Genomic DNA, 22,023 nt, shown 5'->3' with positions numbered 1-22,023 from the left:
AGCGCCTTGACAGCGGCTCCGACGGCGACCGTCGCGCGCGAGCGGCAGCGCCTCGCGGAGGGGCGGAGCACGCCCGACGCGTGTCAAGGGGCACACCGGCGGCGGGTGCGCCGTGTGGGATGAGAGGAACCGCTGATCCCTGCGGTGACCCGCGTCCGACGGAAGGACCCCCCATGAGCGACGCTTCGATCGACCCGACCACCGCCGAGACGACCCCCGCCGCCGACGGGGGAATCGCGGGAGTGCAGCCCTTGCGCGACGGTGACACGTCCATCGAGCCCGACCCCGCACTCGACCCGGCGCAGGCCGAGTGGGACGCGACCACGGCGCTCGACGAGGGCGCCGACCCCGCCGACATCAACCCGGCCACCGCCACGGGTGCCGATCCGGCCGAGATCCCCGCCGACGACAGCGACATCCCGCTGGAGGACATCCACGCCCTCTCCACCGGCACCGACTCCCAGGGTCAGGACCCCGGCGTCGTCGAGCTCGGTGAAGAGGGGCAGGGCGACCTCGCCCCCGAAGACCTCTGAGCCTTCTTCGACGCCCCGGGAGCCGGTTGGGCCCCCGGGGCGTTGTCGTACATCGAGCGAGATCGTCCCGATGGCCGGGGTGCTCCTGGTGCGGAGACCGCGCGGGGGCCGTGAGGCGCGGGTGCGCACGCAGGGCAGTAGGGCGCGGGTGCGCATTACACGGGCGGCCGCCGCACGCTCCCGCACCCGTGAACCGCACGCAACGACGAGGGAACGGCCCTCGCCAGGACCGTTCCCTGTGGTGCGTTACTGCTCGATGAGCTGAGGAGTGCTCTCGTGCGCCTCGATGACCCCATCGGGCTCGTCGGTCGAGACGGCGATGCGCCGCGGCTTGGCCTTCTCGCTGACGGGGATCGTCACGCTCAGCACGCCGTTGCGGTAGGAGGCGCTGATGCGTTCGGTGTCGATGCCCTGGCCGAGGTTGAGCTGGCGGACGAAGGATGCCGTCTCGCGCTCCCGCGTGATCCACTTCACGCCGTCGCCGGAGCCCAGCGTTCGTTCGGCGCGGATCGTCAGCAGCTGACCGTCGACGTCGATGTCGACCGAACCGGGGTCGACGCCGGGCAGATCGGCGGCGAGGACGTAGTGGTCGCCGTCGCGGTAGAGGTCCATCGGCATCCGCCGAGGTCCGCCGCCGCGGCGTGCGTCGAGAAGGGTCGACGCCAGACGGTCGAGGTCGCGGAAGGGGTCGTAGGTGGCCATTGTCGTTCTCCTTATCGATCGGTCGGGATGTGGCATCCCGATGTTCGGTGAAGTTGAGCCTTGTCGACTCAACTGTGATGAGATTAGCACTCGGATGCCGCGAGTGCCAAGAGTTCGTTGCGCGATCGTGGTGCTCAACGCGGGGCGCCCGACCCCCGTCGCTGCCGGCGCAAAACCCCTCGCCGACGCGTGAGGAACGAGCCGTCCGCCCCCGCCCGCGGTAGCGTCATCGAGTGACGGATGCCGCGGCGAAGCCGCCCCTCGCCCCCGCCCCTCGTGGGCGCGCGGGCGTCGTGGGGGCGCTGTGGGCGTCGACCCACCCCGGCCCCACGCTCGTCGTCACCGCCCTGTCGCTCGCGCTCGGCATCGCCGCGGGTGTCGACCCCGGACGCCTTGTGCTGCTCGTGGCCGCGGTCTTCGCGGGTCAGGTGTCGGTGGGGCTCTCGAACGACGCCATCGACGGGGCGAGGGATGCCGCGGTCGGCCGCACCGACAAGCCCATCGCCGGGGGAGCGGTCACCGCCGGCCGGGCGCTCGCTGTCGGCGTGGGGGCGGTCGTGGTCGCCCTCGCCCTGTCGGCACCGCTGGGGCCCGGGCTCGTGGCCGCTCACGCCGTCGCCCTCGCCTCGGCGTGGGCGTACAACGCCGGGCTGAAGTCGACGCCGTTCTCGATCGTTCCGTTCCTGCTGAGTTTCGGTCTGTTCCCCTCGTTCGCGACGCTGTCGACCTCGGCTCCCGCGCTCGCCGCGGTGTGGGCGTCGGTCGCGGGTGCCGCCCTGGGCGCCGCGGTGCACCTGACCAACGTCGTGCGCGACCTCGACGACGACCGCCGCACCGGCGTCCGCGGCCTCCCGCACCGCCTCGGCGCGCGCGCGTCGGTGCTGCTCGCCGCCGCGGGGATCGTCATCGGGGCGGTGGCGGTTCTGCTCGGCCCGGGCGGTGGCGTCGGGGCCGTCGGAGGGGTGTTCTTCGCAGCCGTGGTCGCGGTGGCCCTCGCGACCGGTGTGCTCGTGCTCGTGCGTCCCCCGGGCCGGGCGGTGTTTCAGTTGACGATGGTCGCGGCGCTCCTGCTCGCCGTGCAACTCGTCGTCGCCTGACGTTCCGGCCGTCAGGTGCCGGGCGCGGCCCGGTCGAACCGCATCGCGTAGGCGCGGGTGAAGGCCGCGCCGCCGGGTCCTCGCAGCAGCGTGCGCAGCGCACCCGTCCGTACGGCGTGCGCCGTCGGCCCCGCTGCGCGTCCGAGCAGGGTGTTCAGAAACGCCAGCCGTGCCGCGTGCCGGGCCGACGCGAGACGGTCGCGTTCCCAGCGCGCGAGTCCCGTGTCGTCGCCTCGCCGCACCCACGGCGCGAGCAGCGGCGCCAGGGTCAGCGCGTCGAGCAGCCCGAGGTTCATCCCCTGCCCGCCGATCGGGCTCACCTCGTGCCCGGCGTCGCCCACGACGACGATGCGCCCGCGCCGCAGGGCCGGAGCGACGGCGCGACGGACGCCGAAGGTCGAGGCGCCGGCGATGTCGACCTCGATCCCGGTGCGGGCGGCGACCGCGCCGCGCAGGAAAGCCTCGGCATCCTCCACCTCGTTCGACCCGGCCCACGCGACCAGCCTCCGGCGACCGTCGGGTAGGGGGAAGGACTCCACCACGCCGCCGCGCTCGAGGTGTACCCGGGCCACCGGACCCCCGGATGCCACGACGTCGGCCATGACGTAGCGGTCGGGGTAGTGGTGCGTGCGGACGGCGGCGTCGCGGTAGACGAGCCCGCGTCCCGCCCACCCGGATGCCACGACCACGACCGCGGCGCGGATCTCGCTCCGGCCGTCCGGCCCCGACACCTCGGCCCGCACGCCGCCGCCGTCGTGCCGCAGCGCCTGGACCGCGGTGTCGCCCCGCACCGGCGGCGCGAGGGCGGTGAGCACTCGCATCGTGTCGCTCTGGGGGAGCGCGGCGACATAGGGATGCCGGGCACGCAGACGGTCGAACCGGATCTCGGCGAGCACCCGTCCGTCGGCGCGCGCCTCGCCGCGGTCGATCCGCACGGCCTCGGCCCGAATGCCGTCGGTCGCGCCGCTCGTCTCGAGCAGCGTCAGAGCGGGGGAGTGGATGCCGATGGCCCGTGTGCCACCGCCGGCGTCGACGCGGCGTTCGACGACCTCGACGTCGACACCGCGGGTGCGCAGGTCGGCGGCGAGGGCGAGGCCCACGGGCCCCGCGCCGACGACGAGCACCTCAGGCATCGGCATCCGTCCGGATGGTCGCGGGGGTCGTCGCGCCGGTGCGGGCCGTACTCGGCGTCCCGGCATTCGCGGCGCCCTCGCGCGCCCGGGGCGACATCGACGCGGCCGCGCGCACCTCGCCCGCGGCGGCATCCGCTCGACCCCGTGCGACGGCGTCGAGGCTCACGGCGTCATCCGCTCGCCCCCGCGCGACGGCGAGCACGCGGAACGGTGCGGGCGACTCCACCCTCCACGGGGCGCCGAGTGCGCTCGCCAGCTCGGGTGTGCGATAGCTCCGCCGGATGGAGCGCAGTCCGTCGACGCGCAGGAAAGTGCCGACCGACAGAGGGACGATACCCACGGCGTACAGGGCGTACGCCAGTCGCCCGCGTGCGATGTCGGCGTGCAGAACCGCGCCGCGCGAGAGGGCGAGCGAGTCGGCGGTGAACGAGTGCAGGCCCTCGGCGTCGAGGTGGTGCAGCACGTGATTGCTCACGACGAGGTCGAACCGCTCGCCCGCGGCCAGCAGCTCGCGCGAGCCCGCCGCGACGAACCGCACACCCGATCGCTGCCGCGCCCGGGCGGCCTCGTGCGCCCGGGGGTCGGGGTCGGCGCCGACCCACTCGACGTCGAGACCGTCGCGCGCGGCCAGGGCGGCCAGGCGCACGACGACGTCGCCGCCACCCGAGCCGAGATCGAGCACGCGGGCCGGGCGACCGAGGGCGCGCAGCTCGGGTGCCACGTGCGTGCGGTAGACCCGCCCCCACGCCGAGACGAGACGGTTGACCATGTCGAACCGACGGTAGGTGGCGGCGAGCGCGCGCGGGTCGCAGTCGGGGTCGTCCATGAGCTCGGTGAGCTGCGTGTCGCGCCGCGCGAGCCCGCGCGGGCGAGAGGGGCGATTCACGCCCGCGGGCGGCGGACGGTGATCTTCGCCGCCTCGACCGTGAGGCCCGGGCCGAAGGCCAGTGCCGCGACCCGGTCGCCCTCGATACGGGCGGCGTCGGCGAGCAGGTCGCGCAAGATGAACATCAGGGTCGCACTCGACATGTTGCCGTGTCGGCGCAGCACGTCGCGCGAGGCGGCGAGCGCGGTGGCATCCAACCCCAGGGCGTTCTCGACCCGATCGAGGATGCTCCGCCCGCCCGGGTGAACGGCCCATGCGTCGACGTCGGAGAGGTCGCCGACCACGTCGGCGGCGATGGCCGAGATCTCGCGCCCGATGATGCGCGGCACCTCGGGGGTCAGGGTCATCTGGAACCCCGAGTCGCCCACGGTCCAGGCCATGTCCTTCTCGCCCTCGTCGGTCACATGGGTGGCGAAGTCGTCGAGGTCGAGGCCGTCATGGGAGGAGTCTCCGGATGCCACGACGGCGGCGCCCGCGCCATCGGCGAAGACGGATGCGGCGACGATCTGGTCGGGGTGCGACGAGGTCTGCCAGTGCAGCGAGCACAGCTCCGCACAGGCGACGAGCACGACCGCCGCCGGGTCGGCGCCGACGATGCGCGCCGCCAGCCGCAGTGCCGGGATGGCCGCCGCACAGCCGATGAAGCCCAGGTGATAGCGCTCGACGGTCGGCGACAGTCCGAGATCGCGCACGAGGTGGTAGTCGGGGCCCGGGGCGAACATGCCGGTGCACGAGACCGTCACGACGTGCGTCACGGCATCAGCGTCGTACCCCGATCCGGCGATGGCGACGCGCGACGCCTCCGCGAACAGGGCCGGTGCGGTGCGGCGGTACTCGTCGTTGCGGGCGCCGGTGGAGGGCATGAGCAGGGTGTCGCCCTCGCGTACGCCGAGGCCGTCACCGTCGGGTCCGGCCAGCTGCGGCAGCACTACGTGGCGGGTGTCGATCGCGGCGGCGTCGAACGCCGCCCCCACCAGCCGCCGGCTCATGCGGTCGAAGCCGGGTTGCGCAGCGAACAGGTCGCGCAGGCTGGACTGCTCCACGCGCGTGTCGGGGAGGGCCGTGCCGATCGAGAGGATGCGCGCGGTCATGTCTCACCTTAGGCACGGGGCCGGGCACCCGGTGCGGGGATGGCGCGCCGTGTGCGCGGCGTCTATGGTGCCGCGGGGCCGGGGAGGGCCGATTCGGGGTGCTCCCGCGACGACGAGAGGACCCCGGATGCGTCCGCTTGCGGACATGTCCGCAAGCGGGCGCCGCCGATCTCGTTTCGCCGCGAACATCTCACGACATCTCGCCGCGCCGGTGCCATAGTTCACTCATGAGCGACTCCACCCCCGAGAACAGCCTGAGCGACATGACGTCGGACGTGCTGGCCGCATTCAGCGATGCCTGGACCCGTCGCGACCTTGAGGCGCTGATGAGTCACGTCACCGACGACTGCGTCTACAGCGCGTCCGTCGGCCCCGAACCCGGGCGCACCTGGACGGGCAAGGAACAGGTGCGCGAGGGGTTCGCGCTCATGCTGGCCTTCGACACCGGGCAGGAACGGCACGAAGAGGAGCACCCGATCATCTCGGGGCGTCGCGGAGCGGCCACCTGGTCGTTCACCGGGCCCGGACCCGACGGAACGGTCCTGACCACGCGCGGCTGCGACATCTACGAGTTCCGCGGGGGCAAGATCGCGCGCAAGGACGCGTTCCGCAAGGTCCATCAGCCCGACACGCAGGACTGATCACGCGGCGACCGCCGGGCGGGCACGGGTGCGTCGGTCGCGCGTGAACGCGCCGGCGCGAGGCGACGACCCGCGGCATCGCGCCGCACACCACGCGAGAGAGGCCCCGTGATGGACGTCCGCCCCACCCGGTCGTGGCTCCTCGTGGCCCCGGCGCTCGTCGTCCTCGGTTGGGGCGGCAATCACTTCCTGCCGCTCATGCAGTACTACCGGCTCGTGCAGGGCTTCTCTCAGGTGCAGGTCGACTTCCTGCTCGGGGCCTACGTCTTCGGAATCGTGCCCGGGTTCGCGCTGTCGGGCGCCTGGTCCGACCGGTACGGTCGGCGCCCGGTGCTGCTGGCGGGTCTGCTGCTCGGCATCGTCGGAAGCTTCGTGCTCGCCTGCTCCAGCTCGAGTTTCGCCGGGCTCTGCGTCGGACGCTTCATCTGCGGCCTCAGCGTCGCGGCCGGCATGGTCGTCGGCACGTCGTGGATCAAGGAGCTGTCGATCGCGGAGGGGCGCTCCACCGCGGGCGCCCGGCGCGCGGCGGGCATGCTCACCATCGGCTTCGGGGGCGGTGCCGGCGTCGGCGGGGCTCTGGCCCAATGGGCCCCCTGGCCCGCGGTGCTGCCGTACCTCGTGCAGATCGCCGCGTGCGTGGTCGCATTCCTCATCGTGCTGCGAGCATCCGAGACCCGTCCGTTCGACCCCGGCGTGACGCGGCTGTTCGGCAACCTCCGGGTGCCTCGATCGGCACGATCGAGGTTCTTCCGGGTCGTCCTCCCGCTCGCTCCCTGGGTGTTCGCGGCCCCGGCGCTGTCGTTCGCTGTCGGTCCGAGCCTGGTGAGTGATCGCATCCCGGGGTTCACCGTCGGTTTCGCCACCGTCGTGACCGTCATCACGCTCGGCGTCGGCTGGGTGACGCAGTTCTTCTCGGGTCACCTCGCGACGCTCCTGCGCGGACGCATGGGCCTCGTCGGAGGCTCCCTCATCGCCACGGGCGCGCTCCTGCTGCTCATCGCCGCCTTCTCGCAGCAGGTGTGGATCGTGCTCGTCGCCGCGCCCGTCTTCGGCGCCGGTTACGGGCTCGCGATGGTCTTCGGCTTGTCCGCCACCCAGGCGCTGGCGAATCCTGAGGATCTCGCCGGCATCACGGCGGCGTACTATTCGCTGACGTATCTGGGGTTCCTGCTGCCGGCGGGGCTGGCGGCCCTCACCGCGTTCGCGCCGATGTGGGTCCTGCTCGGGGCGACGGCTTCCGTCTGCGCACTGTGCACGGCGGTGGCGGCGCGCGGCATCCGGCGTACCGGCGCAGCGACCCCGTGACGGCGCCGGGCGCTCGCGCGTGTCGGCCGCTCGCGCGCATCCGGCGCTCGCGCGCGCCGGGCTCAGGCGGCCAGGGCAGCGGGTTGGAGCAGGCCGGTGATCGCCCCGCGGTACTCATCGATCATGCGGCGCCGGTCGAGACGCCCGCGCGCGCCGAGTGCCGCCGCGCGCAGCACCGACCGCCGCTCCAGCACGTCGTCCCACGCCGCGACGATCGCCTCCTCGTCACGGGCGGTGACCACGCCGAGGCCCGCGACGACGCGCGCGGCGTCGCCGACATCGGTGGTCACCGGCACCGCTCCGGACGCCGCGCCCTCGACGAGGCACAGGGGCGAGGCCTCACCGTACGCGCTGGTGAGGGCGACGATGTCGGCCGCGCGATACAACTCGGGAACGTCGTCGCGCAGACCCAGGGCGTGGACGGGTACCCCCGGCCCCACGCCGCTCTCCTCCCGTAACGCGCGGAAGGCGGGGTTGTCGGACGACATGCCCGCCCCGCACACGACGTAGTGCGCGTCGGGCGTGCGCCGCGCGTGCCGGGCGACGGCCCGCAGGAAGAGACCCGGATCCTTCATGGCGTCGAAGCGTGCGGCCAGGACGATCACGGGCGCCGACTCCGGGATGCCGAGGCCGGCACGGATGCGGGCGCGTTCGGCGCGCGTGCCCGGACGGAAGCGCCGGGTGTCGATGCCGTTGTCGATGACCCACGAGGTCGCGGCGGCCACGCCGGCGCGCGCGTAGGCGGTCGAGGTGGACTCGGCGCACGCGATCGTCGCCATCACCGCGCCGGACGCGGCCGTGTCGGCCAGCCATCCGAGGGCCGGGCCCGAGTGCGTCGGGTCAGAGCGGTGCAGGCACGCCGCGATCGGCCGATCGGGCAGCAGATTCGCCCGCTGCAGCGCCACGACGAGACTCAGGGGCTGCTCCTTCAGCGAGAGCACCACGTCGGCCTCGGCGAAGAGCGAGGCCGCGCGGGTCAGCTCGGCGGCCGTGAAGTCCTCGGGCGCGAGGGGACTGTCTCCGGCGATGCGATCGAACGTGTCGATCCGTACGCCCGCGGCGCGCAGGCGGCGGAAGCGCGCGTCGTCACGAGCGAGCTGCAGGGAAGCGTCGCGGCGCGCGGCCGAGGTCAGCGAGAGCACGCGGTGCTGCTGCGACCCGTCGCGGGTCAGACCCGCCACGACGTCGGAGTGCAGGATGCGCGCTCCACCGGCGAAGAAGCCCTCGTACAGCGACAGCACACGGACGGGTCGGGTCATCGGGTCGCCTCCGGGTCGGGATGCCAGCACCGCGGTCGCGGTCGTCTCATGCTGAAGGGTGCGACCCGGGTCGTGGGTTACGCCCGGGCGACCATCGAGTGAACGCCCGCGCACGCGGTTCCGGGCTGCGTGCTCCCGGTGCGGTCGCTCGCCCGCCCCGCACGGCGGCTCGACGATGTGACGGGTGATCCGCGCGATCGTCTGACACAATCAGCGCACGCCCGCGCCCCTCGCACTGCCGGGGCCCGATGACGTCACCCCCCGACGAAGGAGCGCGATGTACCTTCCCGACGCGATGATCCCCGCCCTTCTGCGTCTCACCCACGCCCACAGGCCGTTCCGGAGTGCCCAGGGTGCTGAGGACGCCATCCGCGAGCGAGCCCTGCGACCGGCCGCCTACGGCCCGCCCGCACGAGTCCGACCCGACGTCTCGATCACCGTCGATCGCGACGGAGCGACACCGGTCTACACCGTGTCGCCCACGTCGGGGGGCTCTTCGGGGCACGTCATCTACGCCCACGGCGGAGGGTGGATCAACACGATCCGTTCTCAGCACTGGGCCCTCATCTTCCAGATCGCCGCCGAGGCGCAGATCACCGTGACGGTGCCGATCTGGCGCCTGCTCCCGTACGGCGACGCTCGGGAGGCGAACGCGCTCATGCTCCGTCTGCACACGGCGCTGCAGCGATCGGGTCATCCCGTCCACCTCGCGGGAGACTCGGCCGGGGGCCAGATCGCGCTCTCGGCCGCACTCGCGCTCCGCGACGCCGGCATCGCGGGAATCCGCACGGTCCTCATCGCTCCGGCCCTCGACCTCACGATCTCAAATCCCCGCATTCCGGACGTTCTGCCCACCGATCCCTGGTTGGGCGTCGACGGGTGCCGCGTCCTCGCGGAGAAGTGGGCCGGCGACCTCCCCCTCACCGACCCCGTCGTCAGCCCGCTCTTCGGTGATCTGCACGACCTCGGTCCCCTGCTGCTCGCATCGGGCACGCGCGACATCCTGAACCCCGACGCCCATCTCCTGGTCGAGAAGGCGCGGGCGGCCGGAGTCGACGTCACCTTCCTCGAGCGCGAGGGCGCCGTGCACGACTTCCCCCTTCTCCCCACCCGGGTGGGGGCGGCTGCGCGTGCGCGCATCGTCGCCGCGCTGCGCGAAGAGACGTAGGGATCGGTGGGGGACCGCACGCCCGTGCACGTCCGCCGCGGCGGACGAACCCGCGGGTGAGACGCCGAGACCTGGGCGACCGGCGCTCGATGGCGTCGCACAACGAGCCGACGCGCCGACTCCATGGGGGTGGGAGTCGACGCGCCGGGGGGATGGGGCTGCGGTCGTCAGGCGCGGGGCAAGGCCTCCGTCGCCGTGCCCGCGTCGCGCATACGCGACCAGGGCCAGCGCGCCGTGGAGCGCTCCCGTGGCTCTTCCGTCGAACGCGGGACGATGCCGCTGCCCATGGCGGCCGACATGGCGGTGCTCCACCCTGAGCGTGCCTGTTGTCCGCCGTGCTGTCCGTAGATCATGGTGCTCTCCTCGCTCCCGTCTCCCGACGGGATGTCCGCCCGTCTCCCGACGGGTCGAGTCCCCGTCTTGTGGCGGGGGCTGTCGGTCATAGTCATATCCCCGGATGAGGCCGCCCGCGGCCCGCTTGACATCGGCGGCGAGCTGCGCAGGGGCCCCGTCGTCACCCGGTCGGCGCGCGACGTCGCGGCACGCTCGCGTCGTCAGCCGCGACGCGCTGAGCGGTAGACGCACGCGTACACGGATGAACTGGGTACGATCGTGGGTCGTGCAGACCTCATCCGAGACCTCCTCGTCGCCCGTGACCGGGTCGGCACTCGGTCGATCCCTGCTGGCCTACGGCGAAGCGCGACGAACGGCCGCTGCCGGAGCGCGCCGTGCACTGGGCCTGAACGAGCTCGACGCGCGCGCTCTGCTCTTCGTCGCGGACAATCCGGGAGCCCGGCCCTCGCACGTGCGCGACCATCTCGGCATCACGTCGGCGGGGGTGACGACCCTCATCGACCGCCTCGTGCAGCGCGGAGCGGTGCGTCGCGATCTCGACGACGACGACCGTCGCGTCAACCACATCACGGCGACCGTGGACATCGACGCGCCGCCGTGGTCGTCGCTGCGAGCATTCGACGCCGATATCGAGTCGGCCATCGCCGCGGTCGATCCGGCCGAGGCGCGGCGGGTGGCGCAGGTGCTCGAGCGCATCGTCGCCGCGGCCACGAGCTGATCGGCCGGATCTCGATCGGAGACAGCGCATCGGCGAGAGCCCCGGCCGGCGCGCGATCGAGGCCGTCCTCCTCCCGCGACGCCCCCTCGCCGCTCGCCTCGGCGAACGCCCCCGACGGGTCGTCGCCGCATCAGCGGACGCGCGTGCTCAGGCGCCGCGGGCGGCGAGGAACGCCTCGGAGCGCGCCTGGAGGAACGAGCACAGTGCCGCGAGCGTCGCGAGCTCGCCGGCCAGGGCCATCACCCGTCCCGCGGGGAGGGGCGCGGCGTCCTCGCGAGGTTCGAAGGTGACGGACCACTCCGTCGACCCTTCGGCCGCACCGGGCGCGACGTAGAACGTCGTCGACACACTACGAAGGCGGGCCGCGACCAATCCCGCGTCCTCGCCTTCTCCGACGTCCTGCGGAATGACGCGCAGAATGTCGGCGTCGTCGTACCCCAGGGCGCGGAAATCATCGACCCAGGACTGCAGCGTCGTCATGGTGCGAAACGGCATCGGCATCCCTTCGAGAACGGACGCCGAAAGGCGACCCCCCTCATTATGGCGGGCGATGATCGTCTCCGCGCGGGGTCACGAACGTCACGCCGAGACGTCGCGCGACCGCCCGCGCCGGGCACGATGACGGCACGGTCCGAGCAGCCCCCGCTGCCGCCTAATGCCCTCTGCTCCTCCCGTGCACTCCAGGGCCGCGGACGGAGAATGCGCGTGGAGGACGAGGAATCGCGCGTTGCGGCCGAACGTGCGAAATGCGCACCACAGCCATTTCAAAGGTTACGGTGGAGTGCGGGTGCGGGGGCATCGATGTCGATCGCAGGCCACTTCGACGAACTCGTGAGAGCGTTCCCATATGTCCTCGGGTGCGACGGCGCAATGGTCTTGCCGCACATTCTCGGACGATTTAGGAAATACCCGTGGAGCACACCAACATCGAGACCCGCGACGCTGAGACCGTCGAGCACCTCTGGCAGACGATCGTCCCCGGTGCGCGAATCGCACGCGCTGAGGCGATCCAGCCGGCGCTCGCATGGCACGCCGCCTCCGAACCCGGTTTCGGATTCTGCGACTACACGATGGGCTCCACCATGACGGTGGAGTCCGACCCCCTCGACCAGGTCGTGGTCGGTCGTATCGCCGGTCCCCGTGTGACGGGGACGTACCGGCGCGAACGCATCGACACCGCGGTGCCGTTCATGGTGGTCGACCGCCCGATCGAGTTCGCCTTCACCGGTCGTATCGCGGGCACCGCCGTGTCATTCGCCCGATCGGAGTTCGACGAGGCCGCGCGTCGGCTCTCCGGCGACGACACGCTGCGCGTTCGGGCCACCGGGTACGCACCGGTCAACGAGCAGCGCCTGCGCTACTGGACGCGCACGTGGGAGTACACCCGTGATGTGCTGCTGCGCTCTCCCGAGCGCAACCCGATCATCGAGCAGCAGGCCCGGATGCTCATGCTCGAAGCGTCGCTGCTGGCCTTCCCCACCACCTTCACCGATGCGCTCGCCGCGGGACGGCCCTCACGCCCCCTGCCCGCCCCGGTGCGCCGCGCCAAGGCCTACGTCGAGGCGCACGCGGCCGAGCCCGTCGTGCTGGCCGACATCGCCCAGGCGGCGCGGTTGTCTCCGCGGGGACTGCAGTACGCCTTCCGCGCGGCGACCGGTCGCACGCCGATGCAGTACCTGCGTCGGGTGCGCCTCGATGCCGCGCGCGGGGAACTCCGCAGCGCCGACCCGTCGGTCGAGACGGTCGCCGCCATCGCCGCGCGCTGGGGCTTCTCGAATCTCGGACGCTTCGCCGCGATGTACCGCGGGGAGTTCGGCGAGACGCCCTCGACCACGCTGCGCTCCTGACGTCCGACGCCGCCGCGGCTCCTGGTCGGAGCGGGTGCGTCGGGCCGGGACGGTGCGAAGCGGAGGGGATTCGGTCAGCGGAGGGGCTGCCCGGTGCGGACATCCTCCCGTCCCGGTACCGCCTCCCGTCGCCGGCCCGTCTGATACCGGGCCCAGGGACTGCGGTGGGTCGTCGCGGTCAGTGGCCCGCGCCGAGTCCCCCGGTGAGGCGCCCGTGGAAGCGCCGGGCGGCGGCGTTCATGCCCACGAGCTCCACGGTGGTGCCGAGGTGCGCGTACTTCGTCTGGACGGCATCCAGTGCCGCGACCGTCGAGGCGTCCCACACGTGCGACCGCGACAGGTCGATGACGACCCGCGCCGGGTCGCGGTGGTACGCGAACTTCGTGGTCAGGTCGTTGCTCGAGGCGAAGAAGAGCTCTCCCTCGACGGTGTAACGCGCCACGTGGTCGTCGGCCTCGCGGGTGACGGTGGTCAGGTTCGCCACGCGGCGGGCGAACAGCACCGCTGCGGCGATGACGCCCACGCCGACCCCGATCGCGAGGTTGTGCGTCCAGACCGTGATCGCCACCGTCAGCACCATCACGACGGTCTCGCTCAGCGGCATCCGGCGCAGCGTCGAGGGGCGGATGCTGTGCCAGTCGAAGGTCGCGACCGAGACGACGATCATCACGGCGACGAGCACCGCCATCGGGATGATGGCCACGATGTCGCCGAACACCAGCACGAGCATGAGCACGAAGACGCCGGCGAGGAAGGTCGAGATGCGGGTGCGGGCGCCCGAGGCCTTGACGTTGATCATCGTCTGGCCGATCATCGCGCAGCCGCCCATTCCGCCGAAGAGCCCCGACAGCACGTTGGCGGCGCCCTGGCCGAGCGACTCCCGCGTCTTCGACGAGGGGGTGTCGGTGATGTCGTCGACGAGCGCCGCGGTCATGAGCGACTCCAGGAGTCCCACGATCGCCATCGCGACGGCGAAGGGGAAGATGATGCCGAGCGTCTCGAGCGTGAACGGCACGTTCGGCATCAGCAGGCTCGGCAGGCTCTCGGGCAGCGCTCCCTGGTCGCCGACCGTCGGCACCGAGATGCCGAACACGACGACGGCGCCGGTCAGCAGCACGATCGCGACGAGCGGCGCGGGGACGACCCGGGTGACGCGGGGCAGCAGATACATGATCAGCAGCCCCGCCGCGGCGATCGGGTAGACGGCCCACGGCACGCCGATGAGCTGCGGCACCTGGGCGGTGAAGATGAGGATCGCCAGCGCGTTGACGAAGCCGACCATGACGCTGCGGGGGATGTAGCGCATGAGCTTGGCGACACCGAGGAGTCCGAGGGTCACCTGCAGGATGCCCCCGAGGATCACCGTCGCGAGCAGGTAGTCGACGCCGTGCTCTCGGGCGACCGGGGCGATGACGAGGGCGATCGCGCCGGTGGCGGCGGAGATCATCGCGGGCCGCCCGCCGAGGAACGCGATCGCGACGGCCATCACGAACGACGAGAACAGGCCGAGTCGTGGGTCGACCCCGGCGATGATCGAGAACGCGATGGCCTCGGGGATGAGGGCGATCGCCACCACCAGGCCGGCGAGCACCTCGCGCGTGAGGAGTCGCGGCGACCGCAGGGCCTGCAGCACGGTCGGTTCGGGGCGCGGGCGCGCGAGGACGTCGGTCATGGAGATGCTCCGAGAGGTGGGAGGGAACCCGCGTCGACGCGGGGAAGAATGAGGGGGGTCGCGATCGCGACCATACGAACTCTACCGTAACGAGAGGGTTACGGAACAGGGGATGCCATGACCGCCCACCGACCGATGCAGATCGGCGAGCTCGCCGAGCGGACCGGGCTGTCGATCCGCACCCTCCGCCACTACGACGAGATCGGTCTGCTGCGGCCCTCGGCGCGCAGCGAGGGGGGCTTCCGCCTCTACACCGCCGATGACGAGTCGCGACTCCTGCTGATCCGCCGCATGAAGCCCCTCGGGTACTCGCTCGAACAGATGGGTGAGCTGCTCGCCGTCGTCGACGGGCTCGACGCCGACCCCGCCGACGCGGCGCTCGCCGCGCGCCTGGGCGACATCCGCGACGAAGCCTTGACGCGGCGCGACGACCTGCGACGCAAGCTCGCCGCAGCCGACGAGTTCGTCGCGCAGCTGGAGGCGCGGTGACCGCCCACGACCTCGTGCTCGAGGGCCACGGCATCCGTCTCACGCCCGCGCATCCCGATGACGCCGCCGAGGCGTGGGCGCTCACCGACGCCGCGATCTGGACCGGGATGACGACGCCCTGGCCCGACTCGGCGCAGGCCTATGCCGACCGCGTCGCGCAGCAGCGCGAGACACCGGGGATGTTCGCGTTCACGGTGCGGGATGCCGAGACCGGCGGCATCCGCGGATCGACGACGTTCTATGACTACACGCCGTCGCAGGGGCGGGTCGAGGTCGGGACGACGTGGTACGGCCGCGCGTTTCAGGGTGGGCGGACGAACCCCGCGACGAAGATGCTGCTGTTGGGGCAGGCTTTCGACGCGTGGGGGCTGAACCGGGTGGCTCTGCGGTGCGACGCGCGCAATGCGCGCAGCGCCCGGGCCATCGAGCGTCTCGGGGCCACGCCCGAGGGGCGGTTGCGCCGCCACCGCATCGCGTCCGACGGCAGCGTCGGCGACACGCTGTACTTCTCGATCCTGCGGGAAGAGTGGCCAGCCGTGTGCGCCGGGCTCGAGGAGCGCCTGGGGTGAGTCCGCGCCGGACCGTGCCTCCTCGGCCCGTCCCCGCACGCGTTCTGCAAGACTTCTGACGTGAGCGACGACACGATGGCGGGCGAGCCGAAGACCCGCAGAACGGCCCGCGTCCTCGTCTTCGACGAGGACGGCGCTCTTCTGCTGATGAAGCAGCACTGGGGGCGGCGCGTGCGGCCCGCGCGCTGGCTGACGGTGGGCGGGGGAATCGACCCGGGGGAGGACGCCCCCACGGCGGCCGTGCGCGAGCTGTACGAGGAAACGGGTCTCCGGGTGGATGCCGTGGGGGAACCGGTCGCCTACCGCGAGATCGACCTGCCCCCGGCCGAAGAGTACGAGCGCCGCACCGCGGTGTACTTCGTGCTGCGCACCGCGCGCTTCGAGATCGCCCGTGACGCGTGGACCGAGAGCGAGCGCGACGACATCGTCGACGTGCGGTGGTTCTCGCCCGCCGAGCTCGCCGCGACGACGGACGCTTTCGATCCCGAGGACGTTCGGGGCATCGTGGCCGACCTCGACGCGGCCGATCCGGCCTGACGCTGCAGCCGGCGGCGGGGGAGCAGCCCGTCGCCGTGTAAGCTCTCCTGTTGGAAGTGTGTCCGAGCGGCCTAAGGAGCATGGCTGGAATCCATGTAGGCGGGGTAACTCGCCTCGCAGGTTCAAATCCTGTCACTTCCGCCACCCGATGAGCCTCACCCCGCAGGGGGTGGGGCTCATCGTCGTTTCCCGCGCCCCGCCCCGGATGCCGGGTTCCGCTCCTCCGGGAGGTTCTGCCGTCGTCAGCTGCCGACGGTCTCGCGATCGGCTTCGACGGCGCCTGAGCGAACGACCAGCGAGCGCGGGAACAGGTTCGCCACCAGACGACGCGCCGGTGGGGCACCCGCCCGCAGACGTGCGCGGATGCGGGCGACCGCGGCGACCAGGGCGGGGCCGCTCGCGGGGTCCACGGCGTCCTCGGCGTAGCTGACGCGTTCCACCGCCGCACGCAACAGACCGACGTCGTCGGCGTCGACGCCGTGATCGCTCGTCAGACGCGCCGCGAAGGCGCGGGGCGACTCGGCTCCGGAGGCGGGGATGCCGAGATCGACCGCCTCCTCCTGCAGGGCACGCCACGCCGCGACGGGGTCGCCCGCGCCGGCGGCCGTGAGTCGCCGACGGCGGCGCAGCACCCGCACGACCGAGGGCACGAACAGCAGCAGCACGAGCGCGAGGGCGACCAGAGCGGGCGCGAGCCACGTCGTCGACGACCCTTGTCCGGCGGAGACGCCGGGGCCGTCCTGCGCGCCCAGGTCGGGGCGGTCGGCCTGCGACGGCGCCGTCGAGGGCTGCGCGTCGGGGGACGCGGCATCCTGATCCGGGGTGTCGGTCGTCGCCGACCCGCCCGAACCCGAACCCGAGGCGAAGTTGGTCGGCACGCCGAGGCTGTTGGTGGGCTCGAAGGGCACCCATCCGATGCCCTCGAACGACACCTCGGGCCACGCGTGCAACTGGCTGGAGCTCACCGTGTACTCGGTGCCACCCTGCTGCGCGGTGCTCGACGCGGTTCCTGGGAGGTAGCCGATGACGATGCGCGCGGGGATGCCGAGCGAGCGGGCCATGACGGCGAAGGCGGAGGCGTAGTGCACGCAGTAGCCCGCGCGGACCTCGAGGAAGTCGGCGACGGCATCCACTCCCGCGCCGTCGAAGCCGGACTCGACGGGGGCGTCGAGCGAGTAGCGGAACTCGCTGCTGCGGAACCATGTCTGCAGCGCCAGTAATTGGTCGTACGGCGACTGCGCCCCCGCGGTCACCTCGCGGGCGGTGTCGCCGATGACGGCGGGCAGGTCATCCGGCAACGACGTCAGCGATGGGTCGAGAGCGGGTCCGCCCACCGCGCTCGAGCGGATCTGCTCGAGCGTCGGCCGCGGCACGTCGGCCTGCACCTCGTAGACCTGCTCGCGGGTGGACCCCGCGCGGGTGACGACCGTGCGGTTCTGCGGCATCCCGAGCCAGTCGCCGGTGAGTCCGGTCACGGTGGACGCGGGGTAGGGCACCGGCAGCCACGGGCTGTCGAGCTGGTCGACGGTCACCGTGGTGTCGTAGTCGGCGACGGTCACGCCCTCGGCCACGGTGACCGGGTCGAACACGGCACCCTCGGCCGGGACGGGCACGGTGTCGGAGCTGTCGGGCTGCCACACGGCGCCGTCGAAGCGCGAAAGTGTCACCGCCCGGAGGTACGGGGCCGTGGGTGCCGTGGTGCGCACCGAGAGCACCTCGACCTCGCGCGGTTGGCGCAGGTCGTTGCCCAGCTCGAGGTTGGGATTGATGGTCGTGCCGATGCCGCCGGTGCCCCCGGTCGCGAAGCGCAGATCCGGTTGGGGCAGGAGCGGGGTGGCGACCACCGCGACGATCACGGCGACGGCGGCGACGCCCAGAGCGGTCGCCGAGACACCCCGCACGCGCGGGGCGTCTGAGCGTGTCGGCGGCGCGGTCGCCGTCCGCGCGCGCGTGTCGATGCGCAGGAGGAACAGCAGCGCCGCCGCGAGCAGCAGGAAGCCCGCGATGTCGATGTCGGAGGGGATGGCGATCGTGGGGATCAAGGACACCGCGACGAGACCGACGCCGGCGAGGAGGGGCATTCGCGCGGTCAGGACGACGTGGTCGAGCACCACCGCAAGGCCGGCGATGGCGGCGACCAGCAGGAACGACAGACCCGTCTGCGCCTCCACCGGGGCGACCCCCGTGCGGATCTCCTCGGAGGCGGCAGCCAGCAGGTCGGGCACCGATCCGAACGTCGCCGGGGTCGGAATCACCCCGAGGAGGGCGGTCGATCGGCCGAAGATCGCCGTCAACAGGACGATGCCCACGGCGATCTCGGCGATGCTCGCGACAGCGGCGGGCAGCCGGCCCACGCGCACGAGCAGCCCTGCCCCGAGGACGGCGGCCGTGACGAAGACCGCCCCCGCGACCCACGGCCCCGGGGCGATGACCGAGAACACCGGCAGCATGGCGCTGGCGATCGCGGCGAACAGCCCGACGGTCAGGAGCGTCGCGTCGCGTCGGCGCCGCGGGGTGCGCAGTACCGTGACATCAGTGGTCGACACGGGCGTGCCCCTCTTGCATCGCGTCGTCCCACGCCGCAGCGACATCTCCACCGGGCCACAGGACGGCGGCGCGCCACCCTCCGGCTCGCAGGCCCGCGAGCTCCGCCCGCTCTCCCACCACGAGCAGAACGGGGAGCGCCGAGTGGTGGGCCACGGCTCCCAGCGCGATGCGGTCGTCGGGTTCGAGCGCGCCCGTGATCACCACGACGGGACCCGAGAGGGCGGCGGCGGATGCCGGTACCACGCGGCGCGCGGGATCGTCGGTGCGAGCGCGCAGGGTGGCGAAACCGGCTGCCGCGGCCCGCGCTTCTCCGTCGTCGCCGCCCTCGACCGGATCGATCAGCAGACTGCCGTCGCTGTCGACGACGTCGACGGTGTATCCCTCGTGCACGAGGCGCGCGACGACCGAGACGCAGGCCGTCACCGCCGTCTCGAAGGCCTCATCGGCCCCCGGGGCGGTCGCAGCGAGCGGGGTCCACCGCGAGAGCGCGCGGTCGAGCACTACGGTGGCCGCCGGGCTCGATTCCTGCTCCTCCTGACGCACCATGAGGGTGTCGCGGTGGGCGGTCGCGCGCCAGTGGATGCGACGCATCGAGTCGCCCGGGGCGTAGGGGCGCGCGACGAGGTTGTCGGACCCCTGTCCCAGCTGCAGCGTCGTCGTCTGGCGGCCGCCGCCGGCCTCGCCGGAGGCGCGAGGGAGCGGGGCGAGGTCGACGATGGCCGGCGCGACGGTCACGGGCGTCGTGCGCCCCAGCGCGAGACGTCGGCGAAACAGCCCGAATGGATCGGTGGTCGTCACCTCGAGGGGTCCCAGAGCATGGGTGCCACGCGTCACGCCGACCATGTCATAGCGCACCTGCACGGCGGCTCCGGTGCCCGACAGCGCCGACCCGGTGGCCGGGGAGGTGCCCTCGGCGCGACCCGCGAGGCCCGGGGGGAGGGTGTCGGTCCACCGGCCGGGGCCGCTCGGCAGGGCGCTGCGCATCCCCGCCCGTACGGTCACCGACGCGGTGCCGCCCACCTCCGGGACGTCGGGGGAGACGACGCGGGTGACCGTACCGGCACCGCGCGTCAGCAGGAGCGCGATCGCCGCGGCCACCAGGAGCGCCGACAGCAGGGTCGCGAAGTACAGCAGTTCGGGGATGCCGGCTCGTTCGGCGATCAGGAACGCCGCGGCCGTGAGCAGCAGCGCCCCCGTCCCGCGCAGGGTGAAGGGCCACCGACGTCGCACCACCGACCTCACGGACGCGATGCGAGGGGCACCCGCACGCTCGCGGCGATGCGCTCCAGCGCCTCGACCACGACGGCGGCCCCGGCCCGCCCGCCCGCGGCGGACCGGTTCGGGATCAGGCGGTGCGCGAACACCGGCGACAGCAGTTCGGTGATGTCGTCGGGGATCACGTACGAGCGGGCATCGAGCGCGGCGCGCACCTTCGCCGCGCGCACCAGCTGCAGGGTCGCGCGCGGGCTCGCGCCGAGACGGATGTCGGGGTGGCTGCGCGTGGCCTGCGCGAGAGCGACGACGTACTCCTCGAGCGCGGGCGCGAGGTGCACGCCGCGCGCCCAGGCGATCATCGCGGTGACCTCCCGCGCCGAGGCGACCGGGGTCAGGCCGTCGAGCGGGTTGACCGCGTCGCGCTGGCGGAGCATGAGCGCCTCGGCCGCGGCATCCGGGTACCCCATCGAGATGCGCATGAGGAAGCGGTCGCGCTGCGCCTCGGGAAGGGCGTAGGTGCCCTCCATCTCGAACGGGTTCTGGGTCGCGACGACGAGGAAGGGCGAGGGGAGCACGTGCGTGCGACCGTCGACCGTCACCTGACGCTCCTCCATCGCCTCCAGCAGCGAGGACTGCGTCTTGGGGGAGGAGCGGTTGATCTCGTCGGCGATGACGATGTGCGCGAACACCGCGCCGGGCGTGAATTCGAAGTGCCGCTGCACCGGATTGAACACCGATACACCGGTGATGTCGCCCGGCAGGAGATCGGGAGTGAACTGGATGCGACGCACATCGGCGTCGATCGTGGCCGCCAGCGCGCGGGCGAGCATCGTCTTGCCGACTCCCGGCACGTCTTCGATGAGCAGATGCCCCTCGGCCAGAAGCGCGATGAGGGCGCTGCGAACGGCGTGCGGCTTGCCGTCGATGACCTGCGACACGGATGCCAGGATCTTCCCGGTCAGACGGGCGAACTCATCCGCGTCCAGTGGAGCGTCGAGCACCCCTCGGGCGGGGCCGGAGTCGCCGCGGCGCAACCGCGATGCCGTCTCGGGCGTGACCGTCTCGTCCATGGCATCCCTTGTCTCGCGGGGCAGAGGTGTGTCGCGGGTAGAGGCGCGTCCTCGCAACCGTGACCCGATCGTAACCCGCGCTACGGGCACCGGGGCTCGATTCCGCCGGACCCTCAGGCGTCACTCGGCGGACGCACCGGCCCCTAGGATCGGGGAGCGTTGGTCCACCCGAGGAGCCCGCGCATGTCTGATGCCACCCCGTCCCTGCCCGCCCACACCCATGTGCTCGCCGTCGACATCGGCGGCACCAAGGTCGACGCGGCCCTGGTCTCCCTCGACGGAGAGGTCGTTCGCGAGAGCGTCTCGCGGCGGACGACCGGGCGGCAGGCCGATCGCGACGAGATCGCACGAAACGTTCGCGAGGCAGCGGTCGCGGCCCTGGCGGCGGCCCCCGGCGCCCGTGTCGGCGCGATCGGCGTCGGCAGCGCCGGCCCGGTCGATCTGCCCTCGCGCTCGGTGTCTCCGTTAAACCTGCCCCTAGCGGCGGGGCTGGCGATAGACGAGGTTCTGGGGGGCCTCGTCGACGGCCCGATCCACCTCGCCCTCGACGGCACGTGCATCGCGCTCGCCGAGCACTGGCGCGGTGCCCTGGTCGGCTGCGACGACGCGATGGCGATCGTGGTGTCGACGGGCGTGGGCGGCGGGTTCGTCATGGGTGGTCGGCCCGTCTCGGGTGCGAGCGGCAACGCCGGGCACCTGGGTCAGATCTTCGTGCGCACCATCGAGGGCGAAGAGGTCGTGGCATCCACTCTCGAGGCCGTCGCCGCCGGTCCGGGCACTGTCGCGTGGGCCCGGACGCACGGCTGGGAGGGCGAGACGGGCCTCGACCTCGCCGCCTCGCACGCGGCCGGCGACCCCGTCGCCGTCGCCGCGGTATCGCGTTCGGCCACCGCCGTCGGTCAGGCGATCGCCGCAGCGGCGACCCTGTGCGACCTCGAGGCCGTCGCCATCGCCGGGGGGTTCTCGCACGTGGCACCCGACTACATCGATCAGGTGCGCGAGGCCGCCCAGGCGGCGTCGCTGCACGCGTATGCACGGCGCTGCCGCGTCGTCGGTTCCGGTCTCGACGGCGACGGCCCGCTGCTGGGGGCCGCGGCTCTCGCTCTGCAGTCCTGACGCGCCGCCGCCTCCCCGCCGCACGGCCCGGAGCCCGCGCGGGGCGGGCGTACCCTGAATGGCGAGGACCGCGC

21 protein-coding genes, 1 tRNA gene and 1 pseudogene are annotated in these 22,023 nt (G+C 72.7%); 12 read left to right on the top strand and 11 right to left on the bottom strand.

All coding sequences use genetic code 11. The features are described 5' to 3' along the window. Positions 1-173 precede the first annotated feature (173 nt). On the top strand, positions 174-533 hold the full coding sequence (locus FHS07_RS13840) for a sugar ABC transporter ATPase (RefSeq protein ID WP_183420478.1): 360 nt from the start codon (positions 174-176) through the stop codon (positions 531-533). 246 nt (positions 534-779) lie between these two features. On the opposite strand, the gene FHS07_RS13835 is transcribed toward FHS07_RS13840, so the two are convergent. Further along, complete coding sequence (locus tag FHS07_RS13835; protein WP_183420477.1) at positions 780-1,235, bottom strand: Hsp20/alpha crystallin family protein; 456 nt, start codon at positions 1,233-1,235, stop codon at positions 780-782. A 233-nt stretch (positions 1,236-1,468) separates the two neighbouring features. Here FHS07_RS13835 and FHS07_RS13830 point away from each other — a divergent pair, with 233 nt between their 5' ends. Beyond that, a complete protein-coding gene (locus tag FHS07_RS13830) occupies positions 1,469-2,332 on the top strand; it encodes a UbiA family prenyltransferase (protein WP_343054727.1) in 864 nt (287 codons plus the stop codon). An 11-nt stretch (positions 2,333-2,343) separates the two neighbouring features. Here the strand turns inward: FHS07_RS13830 and FHS07_RS13825 are convergent, their stop codons facing one another. The 3 genes and pseudogenes from FHS07_RS13825 to FHS07_RS13815 form a co-directional block, all read right to left on the bottom strand. After that, the gene (locus FHS07_RS13825; protein WP_183420476.1) at positions 2,344-3,465 is read right to left on the bottom strand and encodes an FAD-dependent oxidoreductase; all 1,122 of its coding nucleotides are present in this window, start codon (positions 3,463-3,465) and stop codon (positions 2,344-2,346) included. A gap of 178 nt (positions 3,466-3,643) precedes the next feature. Next, positions 3,644-4,351: pseudogene (locus FHS07_RS13820) on the bottom strand (methyltransferase domain-containing protein); the annotation flags it as partial. Then, positions 4,348-5,442, bottom strand: coding sequence for a type III polyketide synthase (locus FHS07_RS13815; protein ID WP_183420475.1), 1,095 nt, complete (start codon positions 5,440-5,442; stop codon positions 4,348-4,350). The gene FHS07_RS13815 and the pseudogene FHS07_RS13820, both read right to left, overlap by 4 nt. Before the next feature lie 227 nt (positions 5,443-5,669). Between FHS07_RS13815 and FHS07_RS13810 the strand changes: the two genes are divergently transcribed. Both FHS07_RS13810 and FHS07_RS13805 read left to right on the top strand, forming a co-directional pair. Further along, positions 5,670-6,083: a nuclear transport factor 2 family protein gene (locus FHS07_RS13810; protein ID WP_183420474.1), complete on the top strand. Its 414-nt coding sequence runs from the start codon at positions 5,670-5,672 to the stop codon at positions 6,081-6,083. Between the two features lie 111 nt (positions 6,084-6,194). Continuing rightward, a complete protein-coding gene (locus tag FHS07_RS13805) occupies positions 6,195-7,388 on the top strand; it encodes an MFS transporter (protein ID WP_246383672.1) in 1,194 nt (397 codons plus the stop codon). 62 nt (positions 7,389-7,450) lie between these two features. Here the strand turns inward: FHS07_RS13805 and FHS07_RS13800 are convergent, their stop codons facing one another. Then, complete coding sequence (locus FHS07_RS13800; RefSeq protein WP_183420472.1) at positions 7,451-8,647, bottom strand: glycosyltransferase; 1,197 nt, start codon at positions 8,645-8,647, stop codon at positions 7,451-7,453. 277 nt (positions 8,648-8,924) lie between these two features. On the opposite strand from FHS07_RS13800, the gene FHS07_RS13795 reads away from it, so the two are divergent. After that, positions 8,925-9,815, top strand: coding sequence for an alpha/beta hydrolase fold domain-containing protein (locus FHS07_RS13795; RefSeq protein ID WP_183420471.1), 891 nt, complete (start codon positions 8,925-8,927; stop codon positions 9,813-9,815). A 167-nt stretch (positions 9,816-9,982) separates the two neighbouring features. Here FHS07_RS13795 and FHS07_RS13790 read toward each other — a convergent pair whose 3' ends face one another. Continuing rightward, a complete protein-coding gene (locus tag FHS07_RS13790) occupies positions 9,983-10,168 on the bottom strand; it encodes a hypothetical protein (RefSeq protein ID WP_183420470.1) in 186 nt (61 codons plus the stop codon). Positions 10,169-10,434: 266 nt separating this feature from the next. On the opposite strand from FHS07_RS13790, the gene FHS07_RS13785 reads away from it, so the two are divergent. After that, the gene (locus FHS07_RS13785) at positions 10,435-10,887 is read left to right on the top strand and encodes a MarR family transcriptional regulator (RefSeq protein ID WP_183420469.1); all 453 of its coding nucleotides are present in this window, start codon (positions 10,435-10,437) and stop codon (positions 10,885-10,887) included. 147 nt (positions 10,888-11,034) lie between these two features. On the opposite strand, the gene FHS07_RS13780 is transcribed toward FHS07_RS13785, so the two are convergent. Continuing rightward, complete coding sequence (locus FHS07_RS13780) at positions 11,035-11,382, bottom strand: hypothetical protein (protein WP_183420468.1); 348 nt, start codon at positions 11,380-11,382, stop codon at positions 11,035-11,037. 416 nt (positions 11,383-11,798) lie between these two features. Between FHS07_RS13780 and FHS07_RS16855 the strand changes: the two genes are divergently transcribed. Beyond that, positions 11,799-12,734 carry a helix-turn-helix domain-containing protein gene (locus FHS07_RS16855; RefSeq protein WP_221189506.1) on the top strand — a complete coding sequence of 312 codons (936 nt, stop codon included), beginning with the start codon at positions 11,799-11,801 and terminating at the stop codon, positions 12,732-12,734. A gap of 178 nt (positions 12,735-12,912) precedes the next feature. Here FHS07_RS16855 and FHS07_RS13770 read toward each other — a convergent pair whose 3' ends face one another. Beyond that, complete coding sequence (locus FHS07_RS13770) at positions 12,913-14,406, bottom strand: SulP family inorganic anion transporter (protein WP_183420467.1); 1,494 nt, start codon at positions 14,404-14,406, stop codon at positions 12,913-12,915. 117 nt (positions 14,407-14,523) lie between these two features. On the opposite strand from FHS07_RS13770, the gene FHS07_RS13765 reads away from it, so the two are divergent. The 4 genes from FHS07_RS13765 to FHS07_RS13750 all read left to right on the top strand — a co-directional run bounded on the left by FHS07_RS13765 (position 14,524) and on the right by FHS07_RS13750 (position 16,145). Beyond that, entirely contained in the window at positions 14,524-14,895 is a 372-nt protein-coding gene (locus FHS07_RS13765) for a MerR family transcriptional regulator (RefSeq protein WP_183420466.1), read from the top strand. Beyond that, positions 14,892-15,464, top strand: coding sequence for a GNAT family N-acetyltransferase (locus FHS07_RS13760; protein WP_183420465.1), 573 nt, complete (start codon positions 14,892-14,894; stop codon positions 15,462-15,464). The genes FHS07_RS13765 and FHS07_RS13760 overlap by 4 nt, the downstream gene beginning before the upstream one ends. 60 nt (positions 15,465-15,524) lie before the next feature. Further along, complete coding sequence (locus FHS07_RS13755; protein ID WP_183420464.1) at positions 15,525-16,001, top strand: NUDIX domain-containing protein; 477 nt, start codon at positions 15,525-15,527, stop codon at positions 15,999-16,001. Positions 16,002-16,053: 52 nt separating this feature from the next. Then, positions 16,054-16,145 (top strand) — tRNA-Ser (locus FHS07_RS13750). A 98-nt stretch (positions 16,146-16,243) separates the two neighbouring features. Here FHS07_RS13750 and FHS07_RS13745 read toward each other — a convergent pair. From FHS07_RS13745 to FHS07_RS13735, 3 genes are read right to left on the bottom strand one after another with little or no spacing between them, the layout of a single operon-like run. Then, positions 16,244-18,547 carry a transglutaminaseTgpA domain-containing protein gene (locus FHS07_RS13745; RefSeq protein WP_183420463.1) on the bottom strand — a complete coding sequence of 768 codons (2,304 nt, stop codon included), beginning with the start codon at positions 18,545-18,547 and terminating at the stop codon, positions 16,244-16,246. After that, positions 18,534-19,790 (bottom strand): DUF58 domain-containing protein, encoded by a 1,257-nt coding sequence (locus FHS07_RS13740; protein ID WP_343054725.1) that lies wholly within the window; start codon positions 19,788-19,790, stop codon positions 18,534-18,536. Before FHS07_RS13740 ends, FHS07_RS13745 begins: the two co-directional genes overlap by 14 nt. Beyond that, positions 19,787-20,833, bottom strand: a complete 1,047-nt coding sequence (locus tag FHS07_RS13735; RefSeq protein WP_183420462.1) for an AAA family ATPase — start codon at positions 20,831-20,833, stop codon at positions 19,787-19,789. The genes FHS07_RS13740 and FHS07_RS13735 overlap by 4 nt, the downstream gene beginning before the upstream one ends. A 183-nt stretch (positions 20,834-21,016) precedes the next feature. Between FHS07_RS13735 and FHS07_RS13730 the strand changes: the two genes are divergently transcribed. Next, positions 21,017-21,949: an ROK family protein gene (locus FHS07_RS13730; RefSeq protein WP_183420461.1), complete on the top strand. Its 933-nt coding sequence runs from the start codon at positions 21,017-21,019 to the stop codon at positions 21,947-21,949. The last annotated feature ends 74 nt before the right edge of the window (positions 21,950-22,023 follow it).

This window comes from Microbacterium proteolyticum (assembly GCF_014192415.1).
In the GTDB taxonomy this organism is placed as follows: domain Bacteria; phylum Actinomycetota; class Actinomycetes; order Actinomycetales; family Microbacteriaceae; genus Microbacterium; species Microbacterium proteolyticum.
The sequence above is the reverse complement of the archived record's forward strand: the minus strand, read 5'-3'. Positions and strand labels throughout refer to the sequence as shown.

Coding starts and splice junctions, on each gene's coding strand:
- FHS07_RS13730 (WP_183420461.1), top strand. CDS start 21,017: ATGTCTGATGCCACCCCGTCCCTGCCCGCCCACACCCATGTGCTCGCC.
- FHS07_RS13840 (WP_183420478.1), top strand. CDS start 174: ATGAGCGACGCTTCGATCGACCCGACCACCGCCGAGACGACCCCCGCC.
- FHS07_RS13825 (WP_183420476.1), bottom strand. CDS start 3,465: ATGCCTGAGGTGCTCGTCGTCGGCGCGGGGCCCGTGGGCCTCGCCCTC.
- FHS07_RS13735 (WP_183420462.1), bottom strand. CDS start 20,833: ATGGACGAGACGGTCACGCCCGAGACGGCATCGCGGTTGCGCCGCGGC.
- FHS07_RS13835 (WP_183420477.1), bottom strand. CDS start 1,235: ATGGCCACCTACGACCCCTTCCGCGACCTCGACCGTCTGGCGTCGACC.
- FHS07_RS13790 (WP_183420470.1), bottom strand. CDS start 10,168: ATGATCTACGGACAGCACGGCGGACAACAGGCACGCTCAGGGTGGAGC.
- FHS07_RS13795 (WP_183420471.1), top strand. CDS start 8,925: ATGTACCTTCCCGACGCGATGATCCCCGCCCTTCTGCGTCTCACCCAC.
- FHS07_RS13780 (WP_183420468.1), bottom strand. CDS start 11,382: ATGCCGTTTCGCACCATGACGACGCTGCAGTCCTGGGTCGATGATTTC.
- FHS07_RS13810 (WP_183420474.1), top strand. CDS start 5,670: ATGAGCGACTCCACCCCCGAGAACAGCCTGAGCGACATGACGTCGGAC.
- FHS07_RS13805 (WP_246383672.1), top strand. CDS start 6,195: ATGGACGTCCGCCCCACCCGGTCGTGGCTCCTCGTGGCCCCGGCGCTC.
- FHS07_RS13765 (WP_183420466.1), top strand. CDS start 14,524: ATGACCGCCCACCGACCGATGCAGATCGGCGAGCTCGCCGAGCGGACC.
- FHS07_RS13770 (WP_183420467.1), bottom strand. CDS start 14,406: ATGACCGACGTCCTCGCGCGCCCGCGCCCCGAACCGACCGTGCTGCAG.
- FHS07_RS13800 (WP_183420472.1), bottom strand. CDS start 8,647: ATGACCCGACCCGTCCGTGTGCTGTCGCTGTACGAGGGCTTCTTCGCC.
- FHS07_RS13815 (WP_183420475.1), bottom strand. CDS start 5,442: ATGACCGCGCGCATCCTCTCGATCGGCACGGCCCTCCCCGACACGCGC.